The sequence below is a fragment of the Labrys sp. WJW genome, assembly GCF_001676615.1.
GTDB classification, from domain to species: domain Bacteria; phylum Pseudomonadota; class Alphaproteobacteria; order Rhizobiales; family Labraceae; genus Labrys; species Labrys sedimenti.
The window spans coordinates 78,147-96,587 of sequence record NZ_LYXZ01000070.1 but is presented as its reverse complement, the minus strand read 5'-3'; the positions used below and the strand labels follow the sequence as shown (position 1 = coordinate 96,587).

The window sequence follows — 18,441 nt, the reverse complement described above, 5'->3', positions numbered from 1 at the left end:
CTTGTCCGTGAAGCGACACGTCAGCGCCGCCGCTCAATCCGCGGCAACGCCGTCCGTCGATGGCCGCTGTATAGGGGACCCCAGACCGCACTGTCAACGCCCCCTTTTGCGGATTTTTGCAAAATCGTCATGGGACCATGTCGGGCCCATGGGAGCGGCTCCCCTCCATCCAGATCGAAACTCATCCAAAATGCCCGTTTTGGGCCGTTTGCAGCCCCCATCAGGAATAATTTACCATATTGCGGCGCATCAAAGATTTCCTGCGCCCTGTGGATAAATTCCAGTCGAGACCGGCCTGCTTGCGCCGAATCTGAGTCGAAATCGCCCTGAGACTCGCGAAAGAATTTTCAGAATCTCATTTTCGGTGCCGCGGCGACCAGCAAACGCGTCATTTCGCTTTGCGGCACTGCAACAAGCCGGCCGGGAGGGCCGGACTCGACGATACGCCCGGCATCCATCACGCAGAGCCGGTCGCACAAGGCCGCCATCACGGCCAGATCATGGGCGATGAACAAAAGCGCCGTGCCGGCCTTCTCACGGATGTCGAGCAGGAGGTTGAGGATCTGCGCCCTGACGGCCACGTCGAGCGCCGAGACCGGCTCATCCAGGATGATCAGGGCCGGATCCGTCGCCAGGGCCCGGGCGATGGCGACACGCTGGCGCTGGCCGCCGGAGAGCTCATGGGGGAAACGGCCGAGCAGCCGCTCCGGCAGGCCGACGCGCTCCATCAATGCCAGGATCCGTTGCCTCTCCTGTGCCCGAGACAGGGAATGCCAGATTCGCAGGGGATCGCCGATGACGCGCTCGACCCGGGCACGCGGATTGAAGGCAGCCAAGGGATCCTGGAACACCATCTGCAGCCGCGGCCGGATACGGCGCAAAGCCTTGCCGGCAAGATGGGTGATCTCGCGCCCTTCGAAACGGATGGAACCGGCATCGACCGGATGGAGCCGCAGAATCGCACGGGCAAGACTGGTCTTGCCCGCCCCGGATCCCCCCGCCAGACCGACGATCTCGCCCGGTGCGATGGCAAGGTCGATACCATCCAGGATGGCATGCCGCCCCGCCGGCCCCCGCACGCTGCTGCACAGCGCCTCGATTTCAAGCAGGGCATCAGCCATGACCGGCCCCCTCCCCCACGGCGGGAACCCTGACGGAAAAATCCCTGGGATCGATCTCGGCAAAGCGGCGCGAGCGGGGACGTCCGAGCCCCTGATTCCCGAGGTCCAGACCCTTCAGTTCCAGATCCTTCAGTTCCTGGCGTGTCGCCAGCAAGGCCTTGAGATAGGGATGGGACGGTGTCCGGAACAGGCGCTCCGCCGGGCCAGCCTCGACCACACGCCCCTGGTAGAGCACCGCGACATCGTCTGCCAATTGCGAAGCCAAAGCGATGTCGTGGGTGACGAAGATCAAGGTGAGCCCGCTTCCCGCCGTCAGCGCCCGAAGCAATTCGACGATGGCGTGCTGGGTAATCGAATCGAGGGCGCTGGTCGGCTCGTCCGCGATCAGTACGCTGGGCTCGCTGACCAGTGCTGCGGCGAGGGCAATGCGCTGCTTCTGGCCGCCGGAAAACTGGTGCGGATATTTGCGCGACGCGACATGCGGGTCGGGCAAGGCCATGCGGCCGAGCCAATCCCGCGCGAGGGCCAGCGCGTCCGCGCGGCTCCCACCCCGGCAGGCCCGGCGCGCCTCGGCGATCTGGTCGCCCACAGGGATCAGCGGGTCGAGGCTGCCGCCCGGATCCTGAAAGACCATGCCGATATCGCGCCCGGGCCAGGGCTGCGACGCAAAGCCCGGCCGGGTCAACCTGCCGGTACTCGCCGCATTGGCCGGCAACAATCCTGCCAGGGCTGCAGCCAGGGTCGATTTGCCCGATCCGCTTTCCCCCAGCAGAGCCAGATGCCGGCCGGCCTCGATATCGAGGTCGACGCCCTGCAAGGCCGGATGCATGCCGGCACGATCGCGATAGGAGACGCCGAAGCCGCGCAGGGAGAAAAGCTTCATGCCGCCGGCTCCTTCACGCGCAGCGCCCTGGCATAGCCCCGCCCGGTGAGATGGATCGCCAGCACCATTGCAACGAGCGCAAGTCCCGGCACCAGTGACAGGGAGGGTGCGCTGCGCAGCAGCGCGCGCCCCTCGGCCACCATGCTGCCCCAGCTCGGCCTGTTGGGATCGCCGAAGCCGAGGAACGACAGCGCGGCCTCGATCAATACGGCCGCCGCGGCAATGATCGCGGCAAGCGAAATCACCGGCGGCAGGGCATTGGGGAGGATCTCCCGAAAGCCGATGACGAGCGGATGCATGCCGGCAACCCGGGCCGAAGCGACGAAATCGCGCTCGCGCAGGGAACGAATTTCGGCGCGCGCGATGCGGGCGGGTTGCGGCCAGGCACCGGCGGCGATTGCCAGCACGATGGCCGGCAGGCTCGGTCCGGTCACGCTGATCAGCGCCATGGCGAGGAGAAAGGCCGGCACGGTCTGGAACGCATCGGAGAGGCGCATCAGCACGTCGTCGGTCCAGCCACCCAGGAAGCCTGCCAGCGTGCCGACCAGGCAGCCGAGCAACAGGGAAGCCAGCGCCGAAGCGACGGCCACGAGAAGCGTGGTACGGCTGCCCCAGGCCAGCTCGGCAGCGATGTCGCGCCCCAGCCGGTCGGCTCCCAGGGGATGGGCAGAATCGGTGAAAGGCGCGAGCAGCGGTGGCGCGCCAATGGCTAGCGGATCGCCCGGAAAGACGAATGGCGCCGTCAGCGCAAGCACGACAAACAGAGCGAGCAACACCAGGCCGACACGGCCCTCCCCGCTGCGCAACATGGCCGCCAGCATGGTCATGCCACACGCTCGCTGGCACCGATGCGCGGATCGAGCCAAGCCTGCACCAGGTCGGCCAGCAGATTCATGACGATGACGACGACGGCGCTGAACAGCACCACGCCGAGCAGCAGCGGCGTATCGCGGCGGGCGACCGCCTCGGCGGCCAGGCGGCCGAATCCGGGTATGGCAAACACGCTCTCCACCACCACGCTGCCACCCAGCAGGGAAGCCGACTGCAGGCCGAGCATGGTGATCACCGGTGCCAGTGCATTGCGGGCGACATGGTTCAGCGCGAGGCGCCAGCCCGTCACGCCGCGGGCGCGCGCAGCCAGGACGAAATCGGCATGCCAGACCTCCTCCATGCCGTCACGCAACAGGCGCAGGAACAGGGTCATATAGAGCAGTCCGAGCGCGCCGACCGGCAGCACCAGATGCCAGGCGATGTCCCTTGCCCGTTCCAGGCCCGTCTTGCCGGACGCCATCGTCTCGAAGCCACTGGCCGGCAACCAGCGCAGCATGACGGAAAAGACCAGGATCAGCACCAGGCTGAGCCAGAAGCCGGGCATGGCGTAGAGGGCAAGCGAGCCCAGCGACAAGATGCGGTCAAGCCAGCTATTCGGTCGCCAGCCCGCCAGGAAGCCGAGCGCGATGCCGAGCAGGAATGCCAGCGCCAGCGCCGAGCCCATGGTGATCAGGGTCACCGGCAGGCGCTCCAGCAAAATAGTGAGTACGGGCCGCTGAAAGGCGGTCGACCAGCCGAAATCGCCGTGAGCCAAGGCCGACAGATAGGCCTTGAGCCGAAAGGCAGGCCCCTGATCCAGACCCCACTCGCTTCTCAGCTCGGCGATCCGCGCCGCATCCGCCCCGCCGATACCGGCGACATAGGCATCGACGGCATCGCCCGACGCCGATTCGAGCATGAAGAAGGCGCCGATGACGACCAGGAGCAGAACCACCAGGGCCCCGCCCATGCGCCGAAGGAAGCGCGGGATCACGGGCGATTATTCCCGGATGCGCGGACGTCTCGTCCGCCTCTTGGTCTCCCGGGAACGAGGCGGTTCCAAGAGCGGACGAGGCGTCCGCGCACCCGGAAACGACATCACGGCGCCATCTCCGGCAGGGCGGTATCCGCCCAGGACGACACCGCCCAGCGCGGATTGTTGGAAACGTTCTGCAAATTCTCGCTGGCCACGGTGATGAAGGAGAACTCGGCCACGTTGATGAGCGCGAGGTCGTCCACCACCAGCTTCTGGAACTGCTTGTAGAGCTCGGCCCGTTTTTCGGGATCGATCTCGACCGCGGCCGCCGCGATCAACGCATCGGTCTTGGGGTTGGCGTAGCCATACTGGTTCGAGAACGGCACGCCCGCCGGTATGCCGCTCTGAAACAGGATGGTGGTGGAAATCGCCGGATCGGACCGGTAGACCGGCGTGCCGACGGCCAGGTCGAAAGCATGATCGGTGTAGACGGCCTTCAGATGCGCCGGCGAATCGTTGGAGACGATCTCCGCATCGATGCCGATCTTGGCCAAGGCTTGCCGGAGATAGGCGCCGAACTGCACGGTTTCGTTGAAGAAGGGCGCCGGCAACAGCTTAATATGGAAGCGGATGCCATCCGCGCCCTTCTTGTAGCCGGCTTCGTCGAGCAGGGTCTCGGCCTTGGCCGGGTCGAATTCGTAACGCTCGACATCCGGATTGTAGAAGGTCTTGTCGGTCTGCGGCACGGGACCGGTGGCTGCCGTCGCATAGCCGCGGAAGATCGCCTGCACCACGAAGCCCTTGTCGATGGCATGGGCAATGGCCTGGCGTACGCGCAGATCCGCCAGTTCCTTGCGGGTATGGTTGATCTCGATGATCATCTGATAGGTGAGTGCCTCATAGCCCGTGGAATAGACCTTGAGGCCCGGCACCTTCGAGATGCGATCGAGATCGGCCAACGGCACGGCCGAGAAAGCGGCAAGCTGGATCTCGCCCGCCTCGAGCGCCGCACCGGCTGACTGGCGATCGGGCAGCACCTTGAACAGGATCTCGTTGAAATGCGGCTGACCCTGGGTCCAATAGGCTTCGTTGCGCTTGAGCAGATAATATTCGCCCGGCTTATGCTCGACGAATTTGAACGGCCCGGTACCGATGAGCTTCTCATTCGCCGGGTTCTTCATGATGTCGGTGCCGGCAAATACGTGCTTTGGCAGCACCGAGGTCAAGGCCGGCAGGCAGTTGCGGATGAGCTGGAACGGTGTCGGCGCCGAGAAACGCAATATCGCCGTCAGAGGATCGGGCGTGTCGACGCTTTCGAGGTCCTTGAACACGACGCGGCCGAGATTCTGCAGTTTCTTCCACACTTCCAGGGCCGAGAAGGCGACATCGGCCGAGGTGAACGGCTTGCCGTCATGCCATTTCACGTCGGGGCGCAACTTGAAGGTGACGGCCTTGCCGTCTGCCGCCCCTTCCCACGACAGGGCAAGCTTCGGCACCAATCCGTCCGGGCCGTTGTAATCAGCCTCGGCCAAAGGCTCGATCACCTTGCTGGCGACGAAGAACACGCCGTTCGAGGCAACGATGGCGGGATTGAGATTGGTCGGCTCGGAATCGGCGGCAACGGTCAGGCGGCCGGCCGGAACCTCGCTGGCCCGGACGCGGTGCGGCAGCCCGAGCACCAAGGCCGTCCCGGCGCTGGCGAGCAGGAATGAGCGGCGATCAAGCAGGGTCGACAGAATTGGCAGGATCGGCATGTGCAACCTCCCGGGAGGAGCCTTTCGAATCAGCGTGATTGGATGACGCTTGGCTGAGAATGGCAAGCGCGGCATTGACCCCGGTGCCCGCATCGACCTGCCGACCGAGCTGGTTGAGCGCTCCGCCCAACGCCGCCACGGCCGTCACGGCCAGCATCGGTTCGGCTGCCGGCCCCATATGGCCGATGCGCAACACTCTGCCCGCCGTCTCGCCGCGGCCGAGCGAGAGCATCACGCCATAGCGTTCCAGCAGCGTATCGCGCAGGCGGATATCCGGAATGTCCTCCGGCAGGCGGAAAACCGTGGCGGAGGGTGCGGCGATTGCCTCGCGTGCCGGCCATAGCTTTAGGCCCAGCGCCTTCAGCCCCGCCCGCGCGGCTGCCGCCGTGCGGGCATGGCGGGCCCAGATCCGTTCGGGCCCTTCCTGGAGATAAAGGTCGAGCGCTGCATCGAGGCCACTGATCTCCGCGAGCGAAGGCGTGACTGGAAATGCCCGCCCGGCCTCGGCCGCCAGCTCCCAGTCGAGCAGCGACAGGAAGGAGGCCCTCGGCGCATCCGGATTGGCCTTGATTCTCTCCCAGGCCCTGTCGCTGACGGCAAGGAGGCTCAGGCCCGGCGTGGCCCCCAGGCATTTGGCAGCGGAGGTCACGAAGATGTCGATCGCGGCCTCTTGCGGGTGCACGTCCAGGCTGCCGAAGGAGGAAACGGCATCGGCGATGACATAGGCGCCGTGCGCGCGGCCAAGGCGTCCGATCTCGGCCAGGGGATTGAGCGTACCCGAGGGCGTATCGTGATGGCAGACAGTGATGATCGAAATATCGGGGCGCGCCGCCAGCGCCTCGCGCACTCTTTCCGGATCGATCGCTTCGTCGAACGGTACGGTGAGTTCGATCACCTCGCCGGCATAACGGCGGGCCCAGCCGGCATAGCCCTTGCCATAGACGCCCGAGACGAGATTGAGCACGACGTCCTTGCGGCCGATCAGCGAGGCGGCAGCGGCTTCGAGCCCCAGCAGTGCATCCCCTTGCAGGATCAGGGGCAGGTTCGAAAGGCGCAAGGCGGCCTGCAGCTTGCCCACCACCGCCCGGTAGAACTGCTGGAAAGCAGGGTGTCCATCATAGACGGCAGGCCGGGCCATGGCGTTGAGCACGGCCGGATAGGCCGTCACCGGCCCGGTCGTCAGCATGAAAGGCGGTGGTGCAAGCATGGAACAGTCCGCGCAGAAAACGATTTGATCGGATGCTAGCTTCGTAGCGCCGTGCCGACAACGCATGAATTACAGCGAGTTAACGCGCCTTAAAAGGAAATACATGTTAGTTGCGTTAAAAGTAGGACTGTCTCCGGCGTGACCGTTCTGCGACGCTCATCATCCGGTTGTCTTGTGTTCGACACGATCCCGTTGTTTATGGTTTTACCTGAACACGGTGTGACGACACGTTTCGGCAACCGGTTCGAACCCTTACCCAGACGGACATGATGAAGAACAAGCTCGAATATGTTTGGCCGGTCATCGGGCTCGCCGCCGTCGTATTCTCGGTCTATCTCCTGTCCAAGGAGCTCAAGGGCGTCGAAGTCGGCCAGGTCTGGCAGGCCGTGGTCGATCGCGGGCCCCTGATGATCCTGCTGGCGTTCGCCTCCACCACGCTCGCCTATGCCGCCCTGGCCTGGTACGACCGCATCGCCTTGATGCATGTCGGCAAGAAGCTGTCCTGGCCCGTAGTCTCGATCGTCTCCTTCGTGGCCTATGCGCTGGGCCACAATATCGGCGTGTCCGTGCTCTCCTCCGGCCTAGTGCGTTACCGGGCCTATTCAAGGATGGGATTGAACGCGGCCGAGGTCGCCGTCGTCACGGCTTTCTGCGCCTTCACCTTCGCCTATGGCGCCGTATTCCTCGGCGGCATCGTATTGGTGGGCGAGCCCGAGCTGCTCTCGCGCCTGTTCCATTTCCCGCCCAGCGCCGCCTTCATGCTGGGTCTGGCCATGCTTGCCTTCGTGCTGCTCTACCAGGCCGGTGCGATCCTGCATCTCAAGCCCCTGCGCATCCGTTCGCTGCAGATTGCCTATCCCAAGCCGACCATCGCCTTCCGGCAGCTTTTCGCCGCTCCGATCGAAATCGTCGGCGCCGCCGGCATCATCTATTTCGCCCTGCCCGACGCCCTCAACCCGGGCTTCTTCGTGGTGCTGGGCATGTTCCTGGCTTCCTTCTGCGCCGGCCTGATTTCCAACGCCCCAGGTGGCGTCGGCGTGTTCGAAGCGGTCTTCCTGCTGATCATGCTGCCGGCCGGCGCCAATCCGAGCGATCCTGCGGTGATTCAGTCCAAGGCCGAGATCATCGCGGCTCTCCTGATGTTCCGCCTGCTCTATCTGCTCATCCCGCTGGCGATTTCCTGCGTCATCGTGCTCTACACCGAGCGCCAGTCCCTTGGAGGCCTGCTCGGCTCCGTCGTCGGTGGCAAGCCAGTCGAAGGCAAGGACGCCCAGCCGGCGATCAAGCTCGAAACCGTGCGCCAGGACCCGCCGCAGCATTCGTAAGCCCGGCCGGGCCTTGCCTTCAGCTCAGCACGAAATCGACGGGCAAGGGTGCCTCGGGCAGCTCTGTCTCGCCGAGATCCTCCAGAATATTGATCTCGATGGTTCGGCAGATCGCCATCACCGGCAGGCTGTTCGGGGTCGCGCCAAAGGGCGCCACCAATTCGTCGCCGAGCACGTCGAGACCGAAGAAGGTATAGGTCACGATGGCCGCGATCACCGGCGTCCACAGGCCCATGCTGTCGGCAAGCCCGAAGGGCAGCAGGAAACAGAACAGATAGACGGTGCGGTGCAGCAGCAGCGAATAGGCAAAGGGCAATGGGGTCTGCTTGATGCGCTCTGCGGCGGTGAGGTCGGTCGAAAGCCCCGAGATTCTTTCTTCGAGAATCTGCGCCATCTGCGCCGAGATCCGTGCCTTGTCGAGGGCTTCGGCGACCAGGCGGCTCATCTGCAGCAGCAGGCGATTCGGCCCGTGCCGACTTGCGGTGACGGCGGCGCGATCGGCTGCATCGAGATGGCGTAGCGCTGCCTCGTCCGGCTCCTCGTCTCGCAGATGGCAGCGGACCAGATCGCAAAAAGCGATGGCAAGAAGCGCCAGCCGCCGCGCTACCTCCGGCTCGGCGGCAAGATAGGCAAGGGCCTGGCGCGACAATCCCCTGGCATCGATCACCAGAGCCCCCAGGATCTTGCGCGCCTCCCACCAACGGTCATAGCTCGCCGTATTCCGAAAGGCCGAGAAGATCGACAGCGCCACGCCGATCAGGGAGAAGGGCAAGGCGGCGATCGGCGGCACATGGATGAAGCCGCGTGTCTCCAGCAGCGTCACCGCCACCGAGATCAGTACCACCACCAGCATTTGCGGCCAGATCTGCGGTACGATGGAGCCGCGCATGATGAAGAAGAGCTCCCATGCCTGCGGGTTTTTGCGAACAATCATAAAAGCGGGATCCGGTTGGGGCTTGGGGTGGCATGTGGCACGCAGGCCCGCTTGTGCCACACCGCGAAGGCGGCGTGAATTTTCTCGCGGCCCTATCTGGATGCCGTATTGTCGCGCTCGGGCGGCTGGGCTTGCGGCCGACCCGGTCTCCGCTTCGAAACAGGGAGAAACCATGCCGCAGCATCTGGGTGCAATCACACTGGTCGTCCGCGACTATGACGAGGCCAAAGACTGGTATGTTGGCAAGCTCGGTTTCGACGTGGTGGAGGACAGCGACCTCGGCGATGGCAAGCGCTGGCTGCTGGTTGCGCCACCTGGCACCGGCCCAACCCGCCTGCTTCTCGCCAAGGCCACCTCCCCCACTCAGGCGGCGGCAATCGGCAATCAGACGGGCGGGCGCGTCTTCCTGTTCCTCAACACAGACGATTTCTGGCGCGACCATCGCCTCTATCTTGCGCGCGGCGTGCAATTTCACGAGGAGCCGCGGGTGGAGGCCTATGGCACGGTGGCGGTGTTCGAGGATCTGTACGGCAACCTCTGGGACCTGCTGCAATTGATCCGGCCGGGCCCGCAGGTATGACCGGCCACTTTCATGTCGGCCCCTGCCCCAATTGCCGCCAGGGCCGGCTCTTCCTCTATCGCAGTGTCAAAACAGGCATTGTCTACGGCCATTGCGAGGAATGCGAATGGGGCTATCTGTCGCCGGACAGGCTGGCAGCCGGGGACGGCTTTCTTACGCTGCTGGACGACGACGACGCCGAGCCGGCCGGTGAAGAAGACATCCGCCGCAGCGCCTGGGCCAATGGCGGGATTTTCACGGTACCCGAGTAGAATTGCCGCTTTCCCTGCCCTGCCTCAGCGGGCGCAACCTGCTCGGTGACGGCCTCTCCTCCCGCAATGTCCGGTGTCCGATCGCACGCCCCTCCCACATCGCCTTCGATAAGATCCAAATGCGGTTGACGCCAACCGTCAGATCATTTAAGTTAGCGTTCGTTCACTAACTTAAATGATCTCGAGCAAGCCAGCAGGACAGGACCATGACCTCTCCTACGCCGTCACAGACCAAGGCTTTCTCCAACGGATTGCTGGCCTATGCGCTGGCGAGCGGCGCGCTCGCCCTGCTCTACTGGGGTGTCTATCTCTATATCGACAGCCTGCCCTGCCGCGAACTCCTGTGCAATTTCGAGTGGATCCTGCTCTTCTTCGGCCCGATCGTGGCGGTGTTTCTGGTGGGGCCACTGGCCAATTTCGGGCTTCTCCTCTGGGAACGCCGGCGTTCGTCGACCGTCTGGCCATTGCCGCGTCTCGCCTTCAGCGCGATCGGCGCCGGCTTTTCGGCCCTGGTCGCGGCGACCTTCGTCATCCAGCTGGCACGGCGCGGCATGGCCATGATCGATCTGTCGCCCCAGAGCCTGATCTTCGCCGTGATCTTCCTGACCGCAACCTGGATCAATCTGCGCTGCGCCGAGGCCATCCTGCGCAAGGGTGACATCTGTCCCCAGCACCGCGGACGGCCAACCTCGTCCGGCCATTGGAAGGACGCAATCGGCTGAGATTGATGCATCCGGGTCCGGGCCGGCAGGTTGCGCGGGCCGGTGGGGGACTCATCGATGCGAAATGCCGTCCGAATCGTTCTGACTGCCGCAATCATCGGGAGCGCAGCGGCCCCTCCCGGCCTGGCCCGCGCCGAGTTGAATGCGGCGAACAGCCCTGCCTCGACGACCCGCCCCTTCAAGGCCACCACCGTCGCGCGTTTCGACACGCCCTGGGCAATCGCCTTCCTGCCCGACGGGCGCATGCTCGTCACCGAAAAGGGCGGGCAGCTGTTCCTGGTGACCCCGGCCGGTGCCAAGACTGAGGTTAGCGGCGTTCCGCGCGTGCAGGCCGGCGGCCAGAATGGCCTGCTCGACATTGCGGCCTCGCCGGGCTTTGCCCGGGACGGGTTGGTCTATTTCAGCTATGTCGAACCAAGCTTCGGCGGCGGAACACTCGCCCTGGCACGAGCCAGACTGAAAGAGGTGGACGGCAAAGCAGGTCTCGACGATCTTGCCGTGATCTGGCGCGCCTCGCCAAAGGGTGGCGGCGGCCAGCCGGGCGGTATCATCGCCTTCGCCCCCGATGGGCGCCACCTCTTCCTCAGCTCCGGCGATCGCATGGAGCCGGAGACCGCCCAGAACACTGACACCAATCGCGGCAAGATCCTCAGGCTCAATCTCGACGGTACGGCGCCCGCCGACAATCCGATGGCGGCCAAGGGCGGCGTGCAGGCCGAGATCTGGAGCCTGGGCCATCGCAATCCCTATGGCCTGGCTTTCGCCCCCGACGGCGGTTTGTGGGAAAACGAGATGGGCCCGCGCGGCGGCGACGAACTCAATCTGATCCGCCGGGGCGCGAATTATGGCTGGCCCATCGTCTCCAACGGCGACAATTACAGCGGTGTGCCGATCCCTCGTCACCGGACCCGCCCGGAATTCGAAGCCCCGGTGATCTACTGGACCCCGATCATCGCCCCTGCCGGCCTGGCCTTCTATTCGGGCAAGCTGTTTCCGCAATGGCGAGGCTCGGCCTTCATCGGCGCCCTCGGAGGCGAAGCCCTGGTGCGCATCGCCTTCGATAGCAAGGACGGTGCGCGCCAGGCCGATCGCTGGGAGATGGGCGCCCGCATCCGCGACGTCGCCGTCGATCGCGACGGGGCAATCTGGCTGATCGAGGACGCCTCGGACGGGCGCCTGCTGCGCCTGACGCCGGCGAAATAGCGAATGCTCAGGCGGTGAAGTCCGCCAGCGGTATGTGGGCCGCGGCCTGGCGCGGCAGGCATCCGCTCAGGCGCGGATCGGCGCAGACTTCCACTTCGAAGGCGAAGGGCTCGAAGCCGGAGCGGCGGTAGAAGGCCAGCGCGCCGGGGTGGTCGAACGTGCAGGTATGCACCCATAGCCGCTCGATCGGCCTGGCCCAGGCCTTGGCCAGGGCCTGGTCCATCAGGAAGCGGCCGGCGCCTTGCCCGATCGCCTCCGCCACCAGACCGAAAAAGGCGAGCTCGCATTGCCCCTGCTGGCGAAAATCGAGCTCCAGCAGGCCAAGCCGCCGCTTGCCTGCCATGAGTACATAGACCTCGACATCGGGATGCTCCAGAATCGCCGCGAGTTCGGCGTCCGGCATGATCAGCCGCGAAAACCACAGCCAGTCCTCGCCGACGGCTCGATAGAGGGCGCGGTAGTCGCCCAAATCGGGTTTCTCGATCCGCTCCAGCGTCAGCGGCCGTTCGAGCGGCTTCGCCGGCTTCGGCTTGGGCCTTTGCAGCATTTCGAGACAGGTGACCACATTGGCGAGCATGCCGGGCGGCACGTTGGAATAGCCAGCGGAAAGAACGGGAGCGGAGGAGGTCATGGAACCGAACGATGCAGAAGGATTTTATGATCTGAATGAACCACTTCAAATCACAAAGACGCACCGAAGCAAAGAGTGCCACCTTGCCTCACCCGATCTCCCGGCCTCAATCCTTCTCCACCGTGTTGATCTCGGACTGCGAGCCGTCGCGCCAGGTGACCTGCACGCTGATCGACTTGGTACTGCCCGGTAGCTTCAGATAGGTCTTGGCATTGTTGGGGATCGAATAGGGATCCTTCATGTTGCAGACAGGCAAGTCGAAGCGGGTCAATGGCGGTGCGCCGTTGAGGCCATAGCGCACCTCGGTGACGGCACAGCGATAGCTCACCAGCGTGGTGAAATAGACCAGCACGCCGTTGAAATCGCGAAACTCCACCCAGCTGCCCTGGATCGAGGTGAGATTGCGGCGCTGGTCCTCGTAAAGGGCGATGTCCGGGTCGAAGCGAATCGAGAAGGGGCCGACATCGGCGCCATCGATGCTGCGATAGCGTACCTGGATGATGCCCGCCTGGGCGCGGGGCGACATCGAGAAGGACGGATTGGGCATGCGCCCACCGGTGCGCTGGTCGAGGACGTCGAGCAGGCCGGTTTCCTTGAACTCCCCGGCCTCGCCGACCCGGTACGACAGGGCTGTCGCCGGTTCCGGCAGGGACAATGTCACCGTCCAGCCGGCATTGGAGCGCGAGAAGCTGGCGATCGGAGCACGGCCGATGGGCTGCGTGAGCTGGCCGGGCTTGGTATCCGGCCGGACCAGAGCGAGCTGCTGGCCGGTCGCCGCACCGCCCTGCTGGAGATTCAAGGCCTTGGCCGGATCCGTCGTGGGCGGATTGGCCGGATTCTGAAGGGCGATACGGGAGTCCTTGCCACCGATCGTGACCCCCGGCCCGAGCTTCACGCCGGGCCCGATCGAGACACCCTTGCCGGCCTCGGTCCGTCCGACCGTATTGATCTCGGTGCGGATGTTCGGACCGGTATTGCCTTGCGGGCTCGCCGAGGCGACCTGCTGCCCCGCCTGGGGGGTGGTGTCCACCGCATCCGACAGTACGACGTCGCCGATGACCTGGTCGTAATAGGCCGGCGTCTGGTCGTGGCCGACACTCGCGGCCAAGGCACGCACGTCGACCTGCGTTTTCTTGGCGATCTCGACCAGGGTCTGGCCGGGCTTCGACAATTCGCCGAGGAAGCTGCGGGTGAACACGGAATTGGGATTGCCGTCCTGGTCGGAGAGCCGGTCGAGCGCTTCCTGCTTGGCGCCCGCCGACATCAGGACGAAGACGCCCTCAGGCGCGTCGACGCGGGCCAGGCCACGGGTTGCCGCCACCGAGCGCGACCTGTCATTGGCGAAGGGATTGTTGCGGCAGGCATCCAGCACCAGCACGGCAACGCCGGCTCCCTTGTCCCGGATCCCGTCGATGACCCGCTCCACCGAAAAGGACGCGTCGCGGATGAGGTCCTGCTGGTTGGTCTGGACCGAAGGCACGTCGGTGGGCAGCAGGTAGTTGGTGCCGCCGATCTCGAAGCCATGGCCGGCATAGTAGAACAGCGCCCGGTCGCCGGGCTGGATATCGGCGTTGAAAGCCACCAGGGCCCGGCTCATGCCCCGCTGATCGGCATTCTCGACCCGCCTCACCACATAGCCGAGCTTTTCGAGCTGGTCGGCAATGGCGCGGGCATCCGAGACCGCCTTCTGAAGCGACGTGACGTTGGCATAGGAATCATTGCCGATGACCAGCGCGAGATTGCGCGCCAGGGCAGCTTCGGCAGCGCACAGGCCGAACGCCAGCGATAGAACCAGACCGGTGAAGAAGCGTGCCGCACGCCGCATGATACCCTCGAAACCGGCAGGATCAGTCAGGCGTCGCCGGCTGCGCCTTTAAAGTCCGCTTGTATAGTTCGCCTGGCGGCAGAAGGCACGACTTTTGCTGTCCGGACCGTGCCTTTGCGCACTCCGATCGCCTTGCGCGATCCCGTTCACGTCGAGCATGGATGCTTGGCCGAGGCGCTCTTCTTGCCATCGGCGGCGCGTCGACTTCCCTTAAGTGATACGGCTTACGAGCGAGCGAGGGAACGTCTCCCCTCCTACTAAAGATTGATTTGTACGCCCCCGAAAGACTCCTCCACTCGCCTCGCCCATAAAGTAAAAATCTGCGATAAATCAATAAATCATAACTCAACTACTGATACGTCCTGCTCAATCCAGAGGAAACATGGCATGCTGACGAAGCCATCTATTGTTCAGCATTCGGATCAATGGTCGACGGTGGAACCGTTCGAGGAATGTCGCCGCCTGCTTCACAAGGCTGCTTTCTCGATGCAGCACCCTCTGGCCAGCCACCCCCTGTTTTCGATCGATGCGCTGGCGAGCGTGGCGGAGGAAGCGGCCAAGCGCCCGGGCGACCTCTATTGGGATGCCGGGGATCTCTCGATCACCGACAAATGGGGCTCTGTCCCCAAACCGGACATGACGGTGCGACAGGTCATCGACCGCATCGAGACGGCCGGTGCCTGGATGGTTTTGAAGCACATCGAAATCGATCCGCGCTACAAGAAGCTGCTGGACGAGTTCGACGACTTCATTCGCCAGATTGCCGGCCCCGAAGGCTCCAAGCAGCTCAGCAATACCGAAATGCTGATCTTCATCACCTCACCCCGCCGCAAGACGCCCTATCACTTCGATGCCGAGGTCAACGTCCTCACCCAGATTCACGGCACCAAGGATATCTGGGTCTGCGATCCGATGGATCGCAGCATCACCACCGAGGATGAACTCGAGCGCTACTACGCGGTGACGACCACGGCGGGCACCTTCAAGCCGGAAGCCGAGCGGAAGGCCCGCAAGATCACGCTTGAGCCCGGCGACGCGGTGCATATTCCGACGCATGGCGCGCATTGGCTGCAGAACCACGACAATATTTCGATCAGCCTGTCGCTCAATCTCGAATTTCCGAACTGGAAGTACAAGGACGTCTACCGGGCCAACTATTATCTGCGCCGCATGGGCCTGAAACCCCGGTCGCCCGGCCAGTCGGCCATCGTCGACCGCTCGAAGGCGGCCACGATCGGCTGCGTCCGCCAGGTCAAGAAGCTGGTGGGCCGCTGAGGCAAGGCCGGCCTGGACGCCAGGCCCGCCTGACGATGGCCGGCCTGGGGATCAGCGCGGCACGGAGGCGCCACGCCGGCCGATCCGATATACCGTCGCCGGTGGTATGTTGGCGAAGGCCCGGCCGATCCGGACCGCTCGCAAGCCGAGTTCCTCGAGCATCGGTCCCGGCACGGGACAGCGCGCGCCATAAGTAAATTGATAAAAGGCACCGCCCGGACGGAGGGTCTCGAAGGCGCCGGCCAATATGGCTCGAATTTTGTCCCGGGGCAGGTTGAGGAGCGGCAGTCCGCTGATCACCGCCCCTGCCATCGGCCCGTCGAAGAGGCCGAGTGTCCCCAGGCCGGCGGCATCCTCGTGAAGCACGCGCGCCAGGGGAAAGCGCCCACGCAACAATTCGACGAATTCGGTGCCACGCTCCAGCAGCGTGAGCTCGTCCTCCCGTATGCCACGCGCCAGCAGGGCCCGGGTGAAGACACCCGTTCCCGGCCCCAACTCGACGACGGGTCCCGAGGACGGCGTGATCTCACGGGTGATCAACTCGGCGAGGGCCGGACCCGAGGGCGCGATGGCGCCCACGCTGAGAGGATCTGAATTCAAGGCCCGCAAGAAGGGCAATACGTCGCGCATGGTCATGCCATCGTCCGGTCGCAATCGAGACCGCATGGAGAAGCGCGGCCGAGACCCGCTCCATGCATCCGCCGAAACGGATGCAGCCTCGATCGCGCCTGCACCGTCGGACCTGCCGCGACCACGTTGAGAGGCGGAACGCGACTCAATCTTCGCCGCAGGCACGACCATTGTGCCGGGCTGCATTGAGCCAGCATTGCAACCCTTCGGCGGTTGTCAAAAAAGCGGCATACCGGCCCCGGTGCGGGACCGGTCTTGTCTCCTGCCGCTACAGGGCTCTCACGCGATCGCCGAGGATCTTGCGGGCCGCCTCATATTTGGCGCGCGCCTCCTTGATCGCCCCATCGAGCTTGTCGAGCGCCTTTTCCTGCTCCAGCATCTTCTGGGAATAGAGCCGGGCGAGATCGGAACCCTGCGGCGCCGACTTCAGATTCTCGCGGATACGTTCCTGGTCCTGGGTGATGCCGTCGCGCTGCTCTTCCAGGCGTGTCGTCGCGGCCTGCGCCTCGTCGCTCGCCTTGGCCGCCTCGGCAACCGTGGCAAGCCGGGCCTTGGTCTCGGCATCGAGATCGGGGGCGGCCATCAATGCCTGGATGCGCTCGCCGGTGACATCGGCGACGGCCATCGCCTCGACCACGGGCCGCTCCAGCGTGACCTTGTATTGCTTGGACTTGCCCGCCTCGACATCGAAGCGGATGCGATAGGCCTGCCCGGCGATGGTCGCCTCCTCGGCCTTGGGTTCCACCAAAGTCCAGTCGGCAACGCGCGGCTGCTCGACCACCATATGGCGCAGCTCGCCGGCGCCGTTCTTGACCCGATAGGTCGTGGTCTGGCGCAGACGGCTTTCGACCTGGAGCGTACCGTCGACTACCTTGATCTTGGTGATCGCCTTGGCCGAGCTCGCCTCCGAGTCAACCAGCACCTTCTGGTCGGCGCCGAAACCGATCAGGCGGAAATCGCCGGTCGGCAGCAGCGGGAACTGGGCTTCGCCCGAGAAGAGCGGTCCAGCCTCGGTGCCTTCATAGATGGTGGCCGAGCCCGCGGGCAGCGAGGTGGCGCCGTCATTCTTCAAAGTCAGCGCCTGCCAGGGATTGCGGCTGCCGCCCTGATACCAGGCCACGGCCTGCGAGGGCATTTTGAGATCGACGAAGGGAATGGTGAGGCTCTCGCCCGAGCCGACGCTGACCAGCTTCGACAGGGTGAAGCTGGCGCCGGCGGCGTTCTCCTCGGCGGCACTGCCGGCCTCCTGCGGCTCGGCAATACCGAAATTCTGTGCGCCGCCTCCCTGGCCGAGGAAGGCCTGGTTCTTGCGCAGCCGCGCCGATGGCGCAATCGGAGCGGGCGCGGCGGCGGGAGCCGGTGCCATGTCATACATGGCTTGGTCGGTGCCCGCGCCGCCCGATGCCTTCAATTCCAGATTCTGCTGTCCGGCATCGGTACGCGGCAAGGCCGTGCGGCTCACCGGCGGCGCAATGGTCTGGCGCTGGACGTAATAGGGATCGTAGAGCGCCTGGCGGAAGGTCACCGGCGAAGCCGAGGACAAGGTCACCTCGACGTCCTTCCAGGGATTGCCCGTCATGTTCTCCAGGACGACCCAGCCCTGCAGGCGCGCCTTGTCCTCGTCGGCCTTGGGCAGCGTCAGGCGGTAGGCCGCCTTCCAGACCGGCGCTTCCGCCACATAGCCGATGCGCACGGTGCGCTTGCCGCCCTCGGCAAGCTGGATGGAAATGTCGCGGCCGGAACGGTCCTGCGCCGTGCGCAGGGCCTTGAGCGCCGTCTCGACCTGCTCGCCGAGCCTGGCGTCCTTGAATTCCAGCCCTTCGGCCTCTTCCAGGATGAACTGCTCGATCGCGGCGCCGGAGAAGACGGAGACGCGGGTCCGCGTCATGGTGCCGCCGTCCTTGCTCGTAACCGTCTCCGTCTGCACGCTGGCGATGCGTCCTTCGAGCTTGCGCGGGCCGGAGAGCCTGATCTCGGCCCCCTTCAGCGCCGCGATCAGGGCAGGCATGCTGTCGAGATCGGATTTCGCGAAAGGCAGGGAGGCGAAGGTCTCGTCCGCGCCGGCCTTGCCGGGCAGCGTGGCCGAGCCGGTACCGGCCGGATCGAGAATCAGCACGCTCTTGAGGATGTCGTCGACCTGGTCGAGCCGGGCGCGCAGGGTGAGCGTCTCCTTGCCCGTAACCTCGGCAGCATATTCGAAATAGCCGACGCCCCCGGTGCCGAGCACGGCACGCTTGAGGACGAGTTCGGCGGCTTCAGCAGTACCGGTGAGCATGGTGGTGGCCATCAGGACGAGGAGAACGGGGGAACGCAT

General features: G+C 64.8%; 17 protein-coding genes. 6 read left to right on the top strand and 11 right to left on the bottom strand.

The features are described from left to right. Window positions 1–347 precede the first annotated feature (347 nt). The 6 genes from BA190_RS31925 to ppaT form a co-directional block, all read right to left on the bottom strand. Complete coding sequence (locus BA190_RS31925; RefSeq protein WP_068298026.1) at window positions 348–1,121, bottom strand: ABC transporter ATP-binding protein; 774 nt, start codon at window positions 1,119–1,121, stop codon at window positions 348–350. Next, window positions 1,114–2,004, bottom strand: coding sequence for an ABC transporter ATP-binding protein (locus tag BA190_RS31920; RefSeq protein ID WP_068298022.1), 891 nt, complete (start codon window positions 2,002–2,004; stop codon window positions 1,114–1,116). Before BA190_RS31920 ends, BA190_RS31925 begins: the two co-directional genes overlap by 8 nt. Further along, the gene (locus BA190_RS31915) at window positions 2,001–2,831 is read right to left on the bottom strand and encodes an ABC transporter permease (protein WP_068298019.1); all 831 of its coding nucleotides are present in this window, start codon (window positions 2,829–2,831) and stop codon (window positions 2,001–2,003) included. The genes BA190_RS31920 and BA190_RS31915 overlap by 4 nt, the downstream gene beginning before the upstream one ends. Further along, window positions 2,828–3,784, bottom strand: a complete 957-nt coding sequence (locus BA190_RS31910; RefSeq protein ID WP_068298017.1) for an ABC transporter permease — start codon at window positions 3,782–3,784, stop codon at window positions 2,828–2,830. Before BA190_RS31910 ends, BA190_RS31915 begins: the two co-directional genes overlap by 4 nt. 128 nt (window positions 3,785–3,912) lie before the next feature. Then, window positions 3,913–5,529 (bottom strand): ABC transporter substrate-binding protein, encoded by a 1,617-nt coding sequence (locus BA190_RS31905; RefSeq protein WP_371260448.1) that lies wholly within the window; start codon window positions 5,527–5,529, stop codon window positions 3,913–3,915. Further along, a complete protein-coding gene (gene ppaT, locus BA190_RS31900; RefSeq protein ID WP_068298012.1) occupies window positions 5,510–6,751 on the bottom strand; it encodes a pyridoxamine--pyruvate transaminase in 1,242 nt (413 codons plus the stop codon). Before ppaT ends, BA190_RS31905 begins: the two co-directional genes overlap by 20 nt. Window positions 6,752–7,017: 266 nt before the next feature. Between ppaT and BA190_RS31895 the strand changes: the two genes are divergently transcribed. Continuing rightward, window positions 7,018–8,076: a lysylphosphatidylglycerol synthase domain-containing protein gene (locus BA190_RS31895; RefSeq protein WP_068298009.1), complete on the top strand. Its 1,059-nt coding sequence runs from the start codon at window positions 7,018–7,020 to the stop codon at window positions 8,074–8,076. A 19-nt stretch (window positions 8,077–8,095) separates the two neighbouring features. Here the strand turns inward: BA190_RS31895 and BA190_RS31890 are convergent, their stop codons facing one another. Further along, window positions 8,096–9,010, bottom strand: a complete 915-nt coding sequence (locus tag BA190_RS31890) for a bestrophin family protein (RefSeq protein ID WP_068298006.1) — start codon at window positions 9,008–9,010, stop codon at window positions 8,096–8,098. A 172-nt stretch (window positions 9,011–9,182) separates the two neighbouring features. Here BA190_RS31890 and BA190_RS31885 point away from each other — a divergent pair, with 172 nt between their 5' ends. From BA190_RS31885 to BA190_RS31870, 4 genes are all read left to right on the top strand, one after another. Continuing rightward, the gene (locus BA190_RS31885) at window positions 9,183–9,590 is read left to right on the top strand and encodes a VOC family protein (protein WP_068298003.1); all 408 of its coding nucleotides are present in this window, start codon (window positions 9,183–9,185) and stop codon (window positions 9,588–9,590) included. Next, window positions 9,587–9,841, top strand: a complete 255-nt coding sequence (locus tag BA190_RS31880; protein ID WP_068298000.1) for a hypothetical protein — start codon at window positions 9,587–9,589, stop codon at window positions 9,839–9,841. Before BA190_RS31885 ends, BA190_RS31880 begins: the two co-directional genes overlap by 4 nt. Window positions 9,842–10,047: 206 nt before the next feature. Further along, window positions 10,048–10,563, top strand: coding sequence for a hypothetical protein (locus tag BA190_RS31875; RefSeq protein WP_068297997.1), 516 nt, complete (start codon window positions 10,048–10,050; stop codon window positions 10,561–10,563). Between the two features lie 57 nt (window positions 10,564–10,620). After that, on the top strand, window positions 10,621–11,766 hold the full coding sequence (locus BA190_RS31870) for a PQQ-dependent sugar dehydrogenase (RefSeq protein WP_068297994.1): 1,146 nt from the start codon (window positions 10,621–10,623) through the stop codon (window positions 11,764–11,766). Window positions 11,767–11,773: 7 nt separating this feature from the next. Here the strand turns inward: BA190_RS31870 and BA190_RS31865 are convergent, their stop codons facing one another. Further along, window positions 11,774–12,397 (bottom strand): GNAT family N-acetyltransferase, encoded by a 624-nt coding sequence (locus tag BA190_RS31865; protein WP_068297991.1) that lies wholly within the window; start codon window positions 12,395–12,397, stop codon window positions 11,774–11,776. A gap of 106 nt (window positions 12,398–12,503) precedes the next feature. After that, window positions 12,504–14,222 (bottom strand): caspase family protein, encoded by a 1,719-nt coding sequence (locus tag BA190_RS31860; protein ID WP_068297988.1) that lies wholly within the window; start codon window positions 14,220–14,222, stop codon window positions 12,504–12,506. A gap of 486 nt (window positions 14,223–14,708) precedes the next feature. Here BA190_RS31860 and BA190_RS31855 point away from each other — a divergent pair, with 486 nt between their 5' ends. Continuing rightward, a complete protein-coding gene (locus BA190_RS31855) occupies window positions 14,709–15,497 on the top strand; it encodes a cupin-like domain-containing protein (protein WP_210185282.1) in 789 nt (262 codons plus the stop codon). A 51-nt stretch (window positions 15,498–15,548) separates the two neighbouring features. Here BA190_RS31855 and BA190_RS31850 read toward each other — a convergent pair whose 3' ends face one another. Both BA190_RS31850 and BA190_RS31845 read right to left on the bottom strand, forming a co-directional pair. Beyond that, window positions 15,549–16,133 (bottom strand): class I SAM-dependent methyltransferase, encoded by a 585-nt coding sequence (locus BA190_RS31850; RefSeq protein ID WP_068297983.1) that lies wholly within the window; start codon window positions 16,131–16,133, stop codon window positions 15,549–15,551. A 262-nt stretch (window positions 16,134–16,395) separates the two neighbouring features. Beyond that, window positions 16,396–18,441 (bottom strand): DUF4139 domain-containing protein, encoded by a 2,046-nt coding sequence (locus tag BA190_RS31845; protein WP_068297980.1) that lies wholly within the window; start codon window positions 18,439–18,441, stop codon window positions 16,396–16,398.

What these genes read in the sequence shown, in the direction of transcription:
- BA190_RS31855 (WP_210185282.1), top strand. Translation starts at nt 14,709, where the DNA reads ATGCAGCACCCTCTGGCCAGCCACCCCCTGTTTTCGATCGATGCGCTG.
- BA190_RS31925 (WP_068298026.1), bottom strand. Translation starts at nt 1,121, where the DNA reads ATGGCTGATGCCCTGCTTGAAATCGAGGCGCTGTGCAGCAGCGTGCGG.
- BA190_RS31920 (WP_068298022.1), bottom strand. Translation starts at nt 2,004, where the DNA reads ATGAAGCTTTTCTCCCTGCGCGGCTTCGGCGTCTCCTATCGCGATCGT.
- BA190_RS31895 (WP_068298009.1), top strand. Translation starts at nt 7,018, where the DNA reads ATGATGAAGAACAAGCTCGAATATGTTTGGCCGGTCATCGGGCTCGCC.
- BA190_RS31885 (WP_068298003.1), top strand. Translation starts at nt 9,183, where the DNA reads ATGCCGCAGCATCTGGGTGCAATCACACTGGTCGTCCGCGACTATGAC.
- BA190_RS31845 (WP_068297980.1), bottom strand. Translation starts at nt 18,441, where the DNA reads ATGCGTTCCCCCGTTCTCCTCGTCCTGATGGCCACCACCATGCTCACC.
- BA190_RS31890 (WP_068298006.1), bottom strand. Translation starts at nt 9,010, where the DNA reads ATGATTGTTCGCAAAAACCCGCAGGCATGGGAGCTCTTCTTCATCATG.
- BA190_RS31860 (WP_068297988.1), bottom strand. Translation starts at nt 14,222, where the DNA reads ATGCGGCGTGCGGCACGCTTCTTCACCGGTCTGGTTCTATCGCTGGCG.
- BA190_RS31910 (WP_068298017.1), bottom strand. Translation starts at nt 3,784, where the DNA reads ATGGGCGGGGCCCTGGTGGTTCTGCTCCTGGTCGTCATCGGCGCCTTC.
- BA190_RS31865 (WP_068297991.1), bottom strand. Translation starts at nt 12,397, where the DNA reads ATGACCTCCTCCGCTCCCGTTCTTTCCGCTGGCTATTCCAACGTGCCG.
- BA190_RS31875 (WP_068297997.1), top strand. Translation starts at nt 10,048, where the DNA reads ATGACCTCTCCTACGCCGTCACAGACCAAGGCTTTCTCCAACGGATTG.
- BA190_RS31870 (WP_068297994.1), top strand. Translation starts at nt 10,621, where the DNA reads ATGCGAAATGCCGTCCGAATCGTTCTGACTGCCGCAATCATCGGGAGC.
- ppaT (WP_068298012.1), bottom strand. Translation starts at nt 6,751, where the DNA reads ATGCTTGCACCACCGCCTTTCATGCTGACGACCGGGCCGGTGACGGCC.
- BA190_RS31850 (WP_068297983.1), bottom strand. Translation starts at nt 16,133, where the DNA reads ATGACCATGCGCGACGTATTGCCCTTCTTGCGGGCCTTGAATTCAGAT.
- BA190_RS31880 (WP_068298000.1), top strand. Translation starts at nt 9,587, where the DNA reads ATGACCGGCCACTTTCATGTCGGCCCCTGCCCCAATTGCCGCCAGGGC.
- BA190_RS31915 (WP_068298019.1), bottom strand. Translation starts at nt 2,831, where the DNA reads ATGACCATGCTGGCGGCCATGTTGCGCAGCGGGGAGGGCCGTGTCGGC.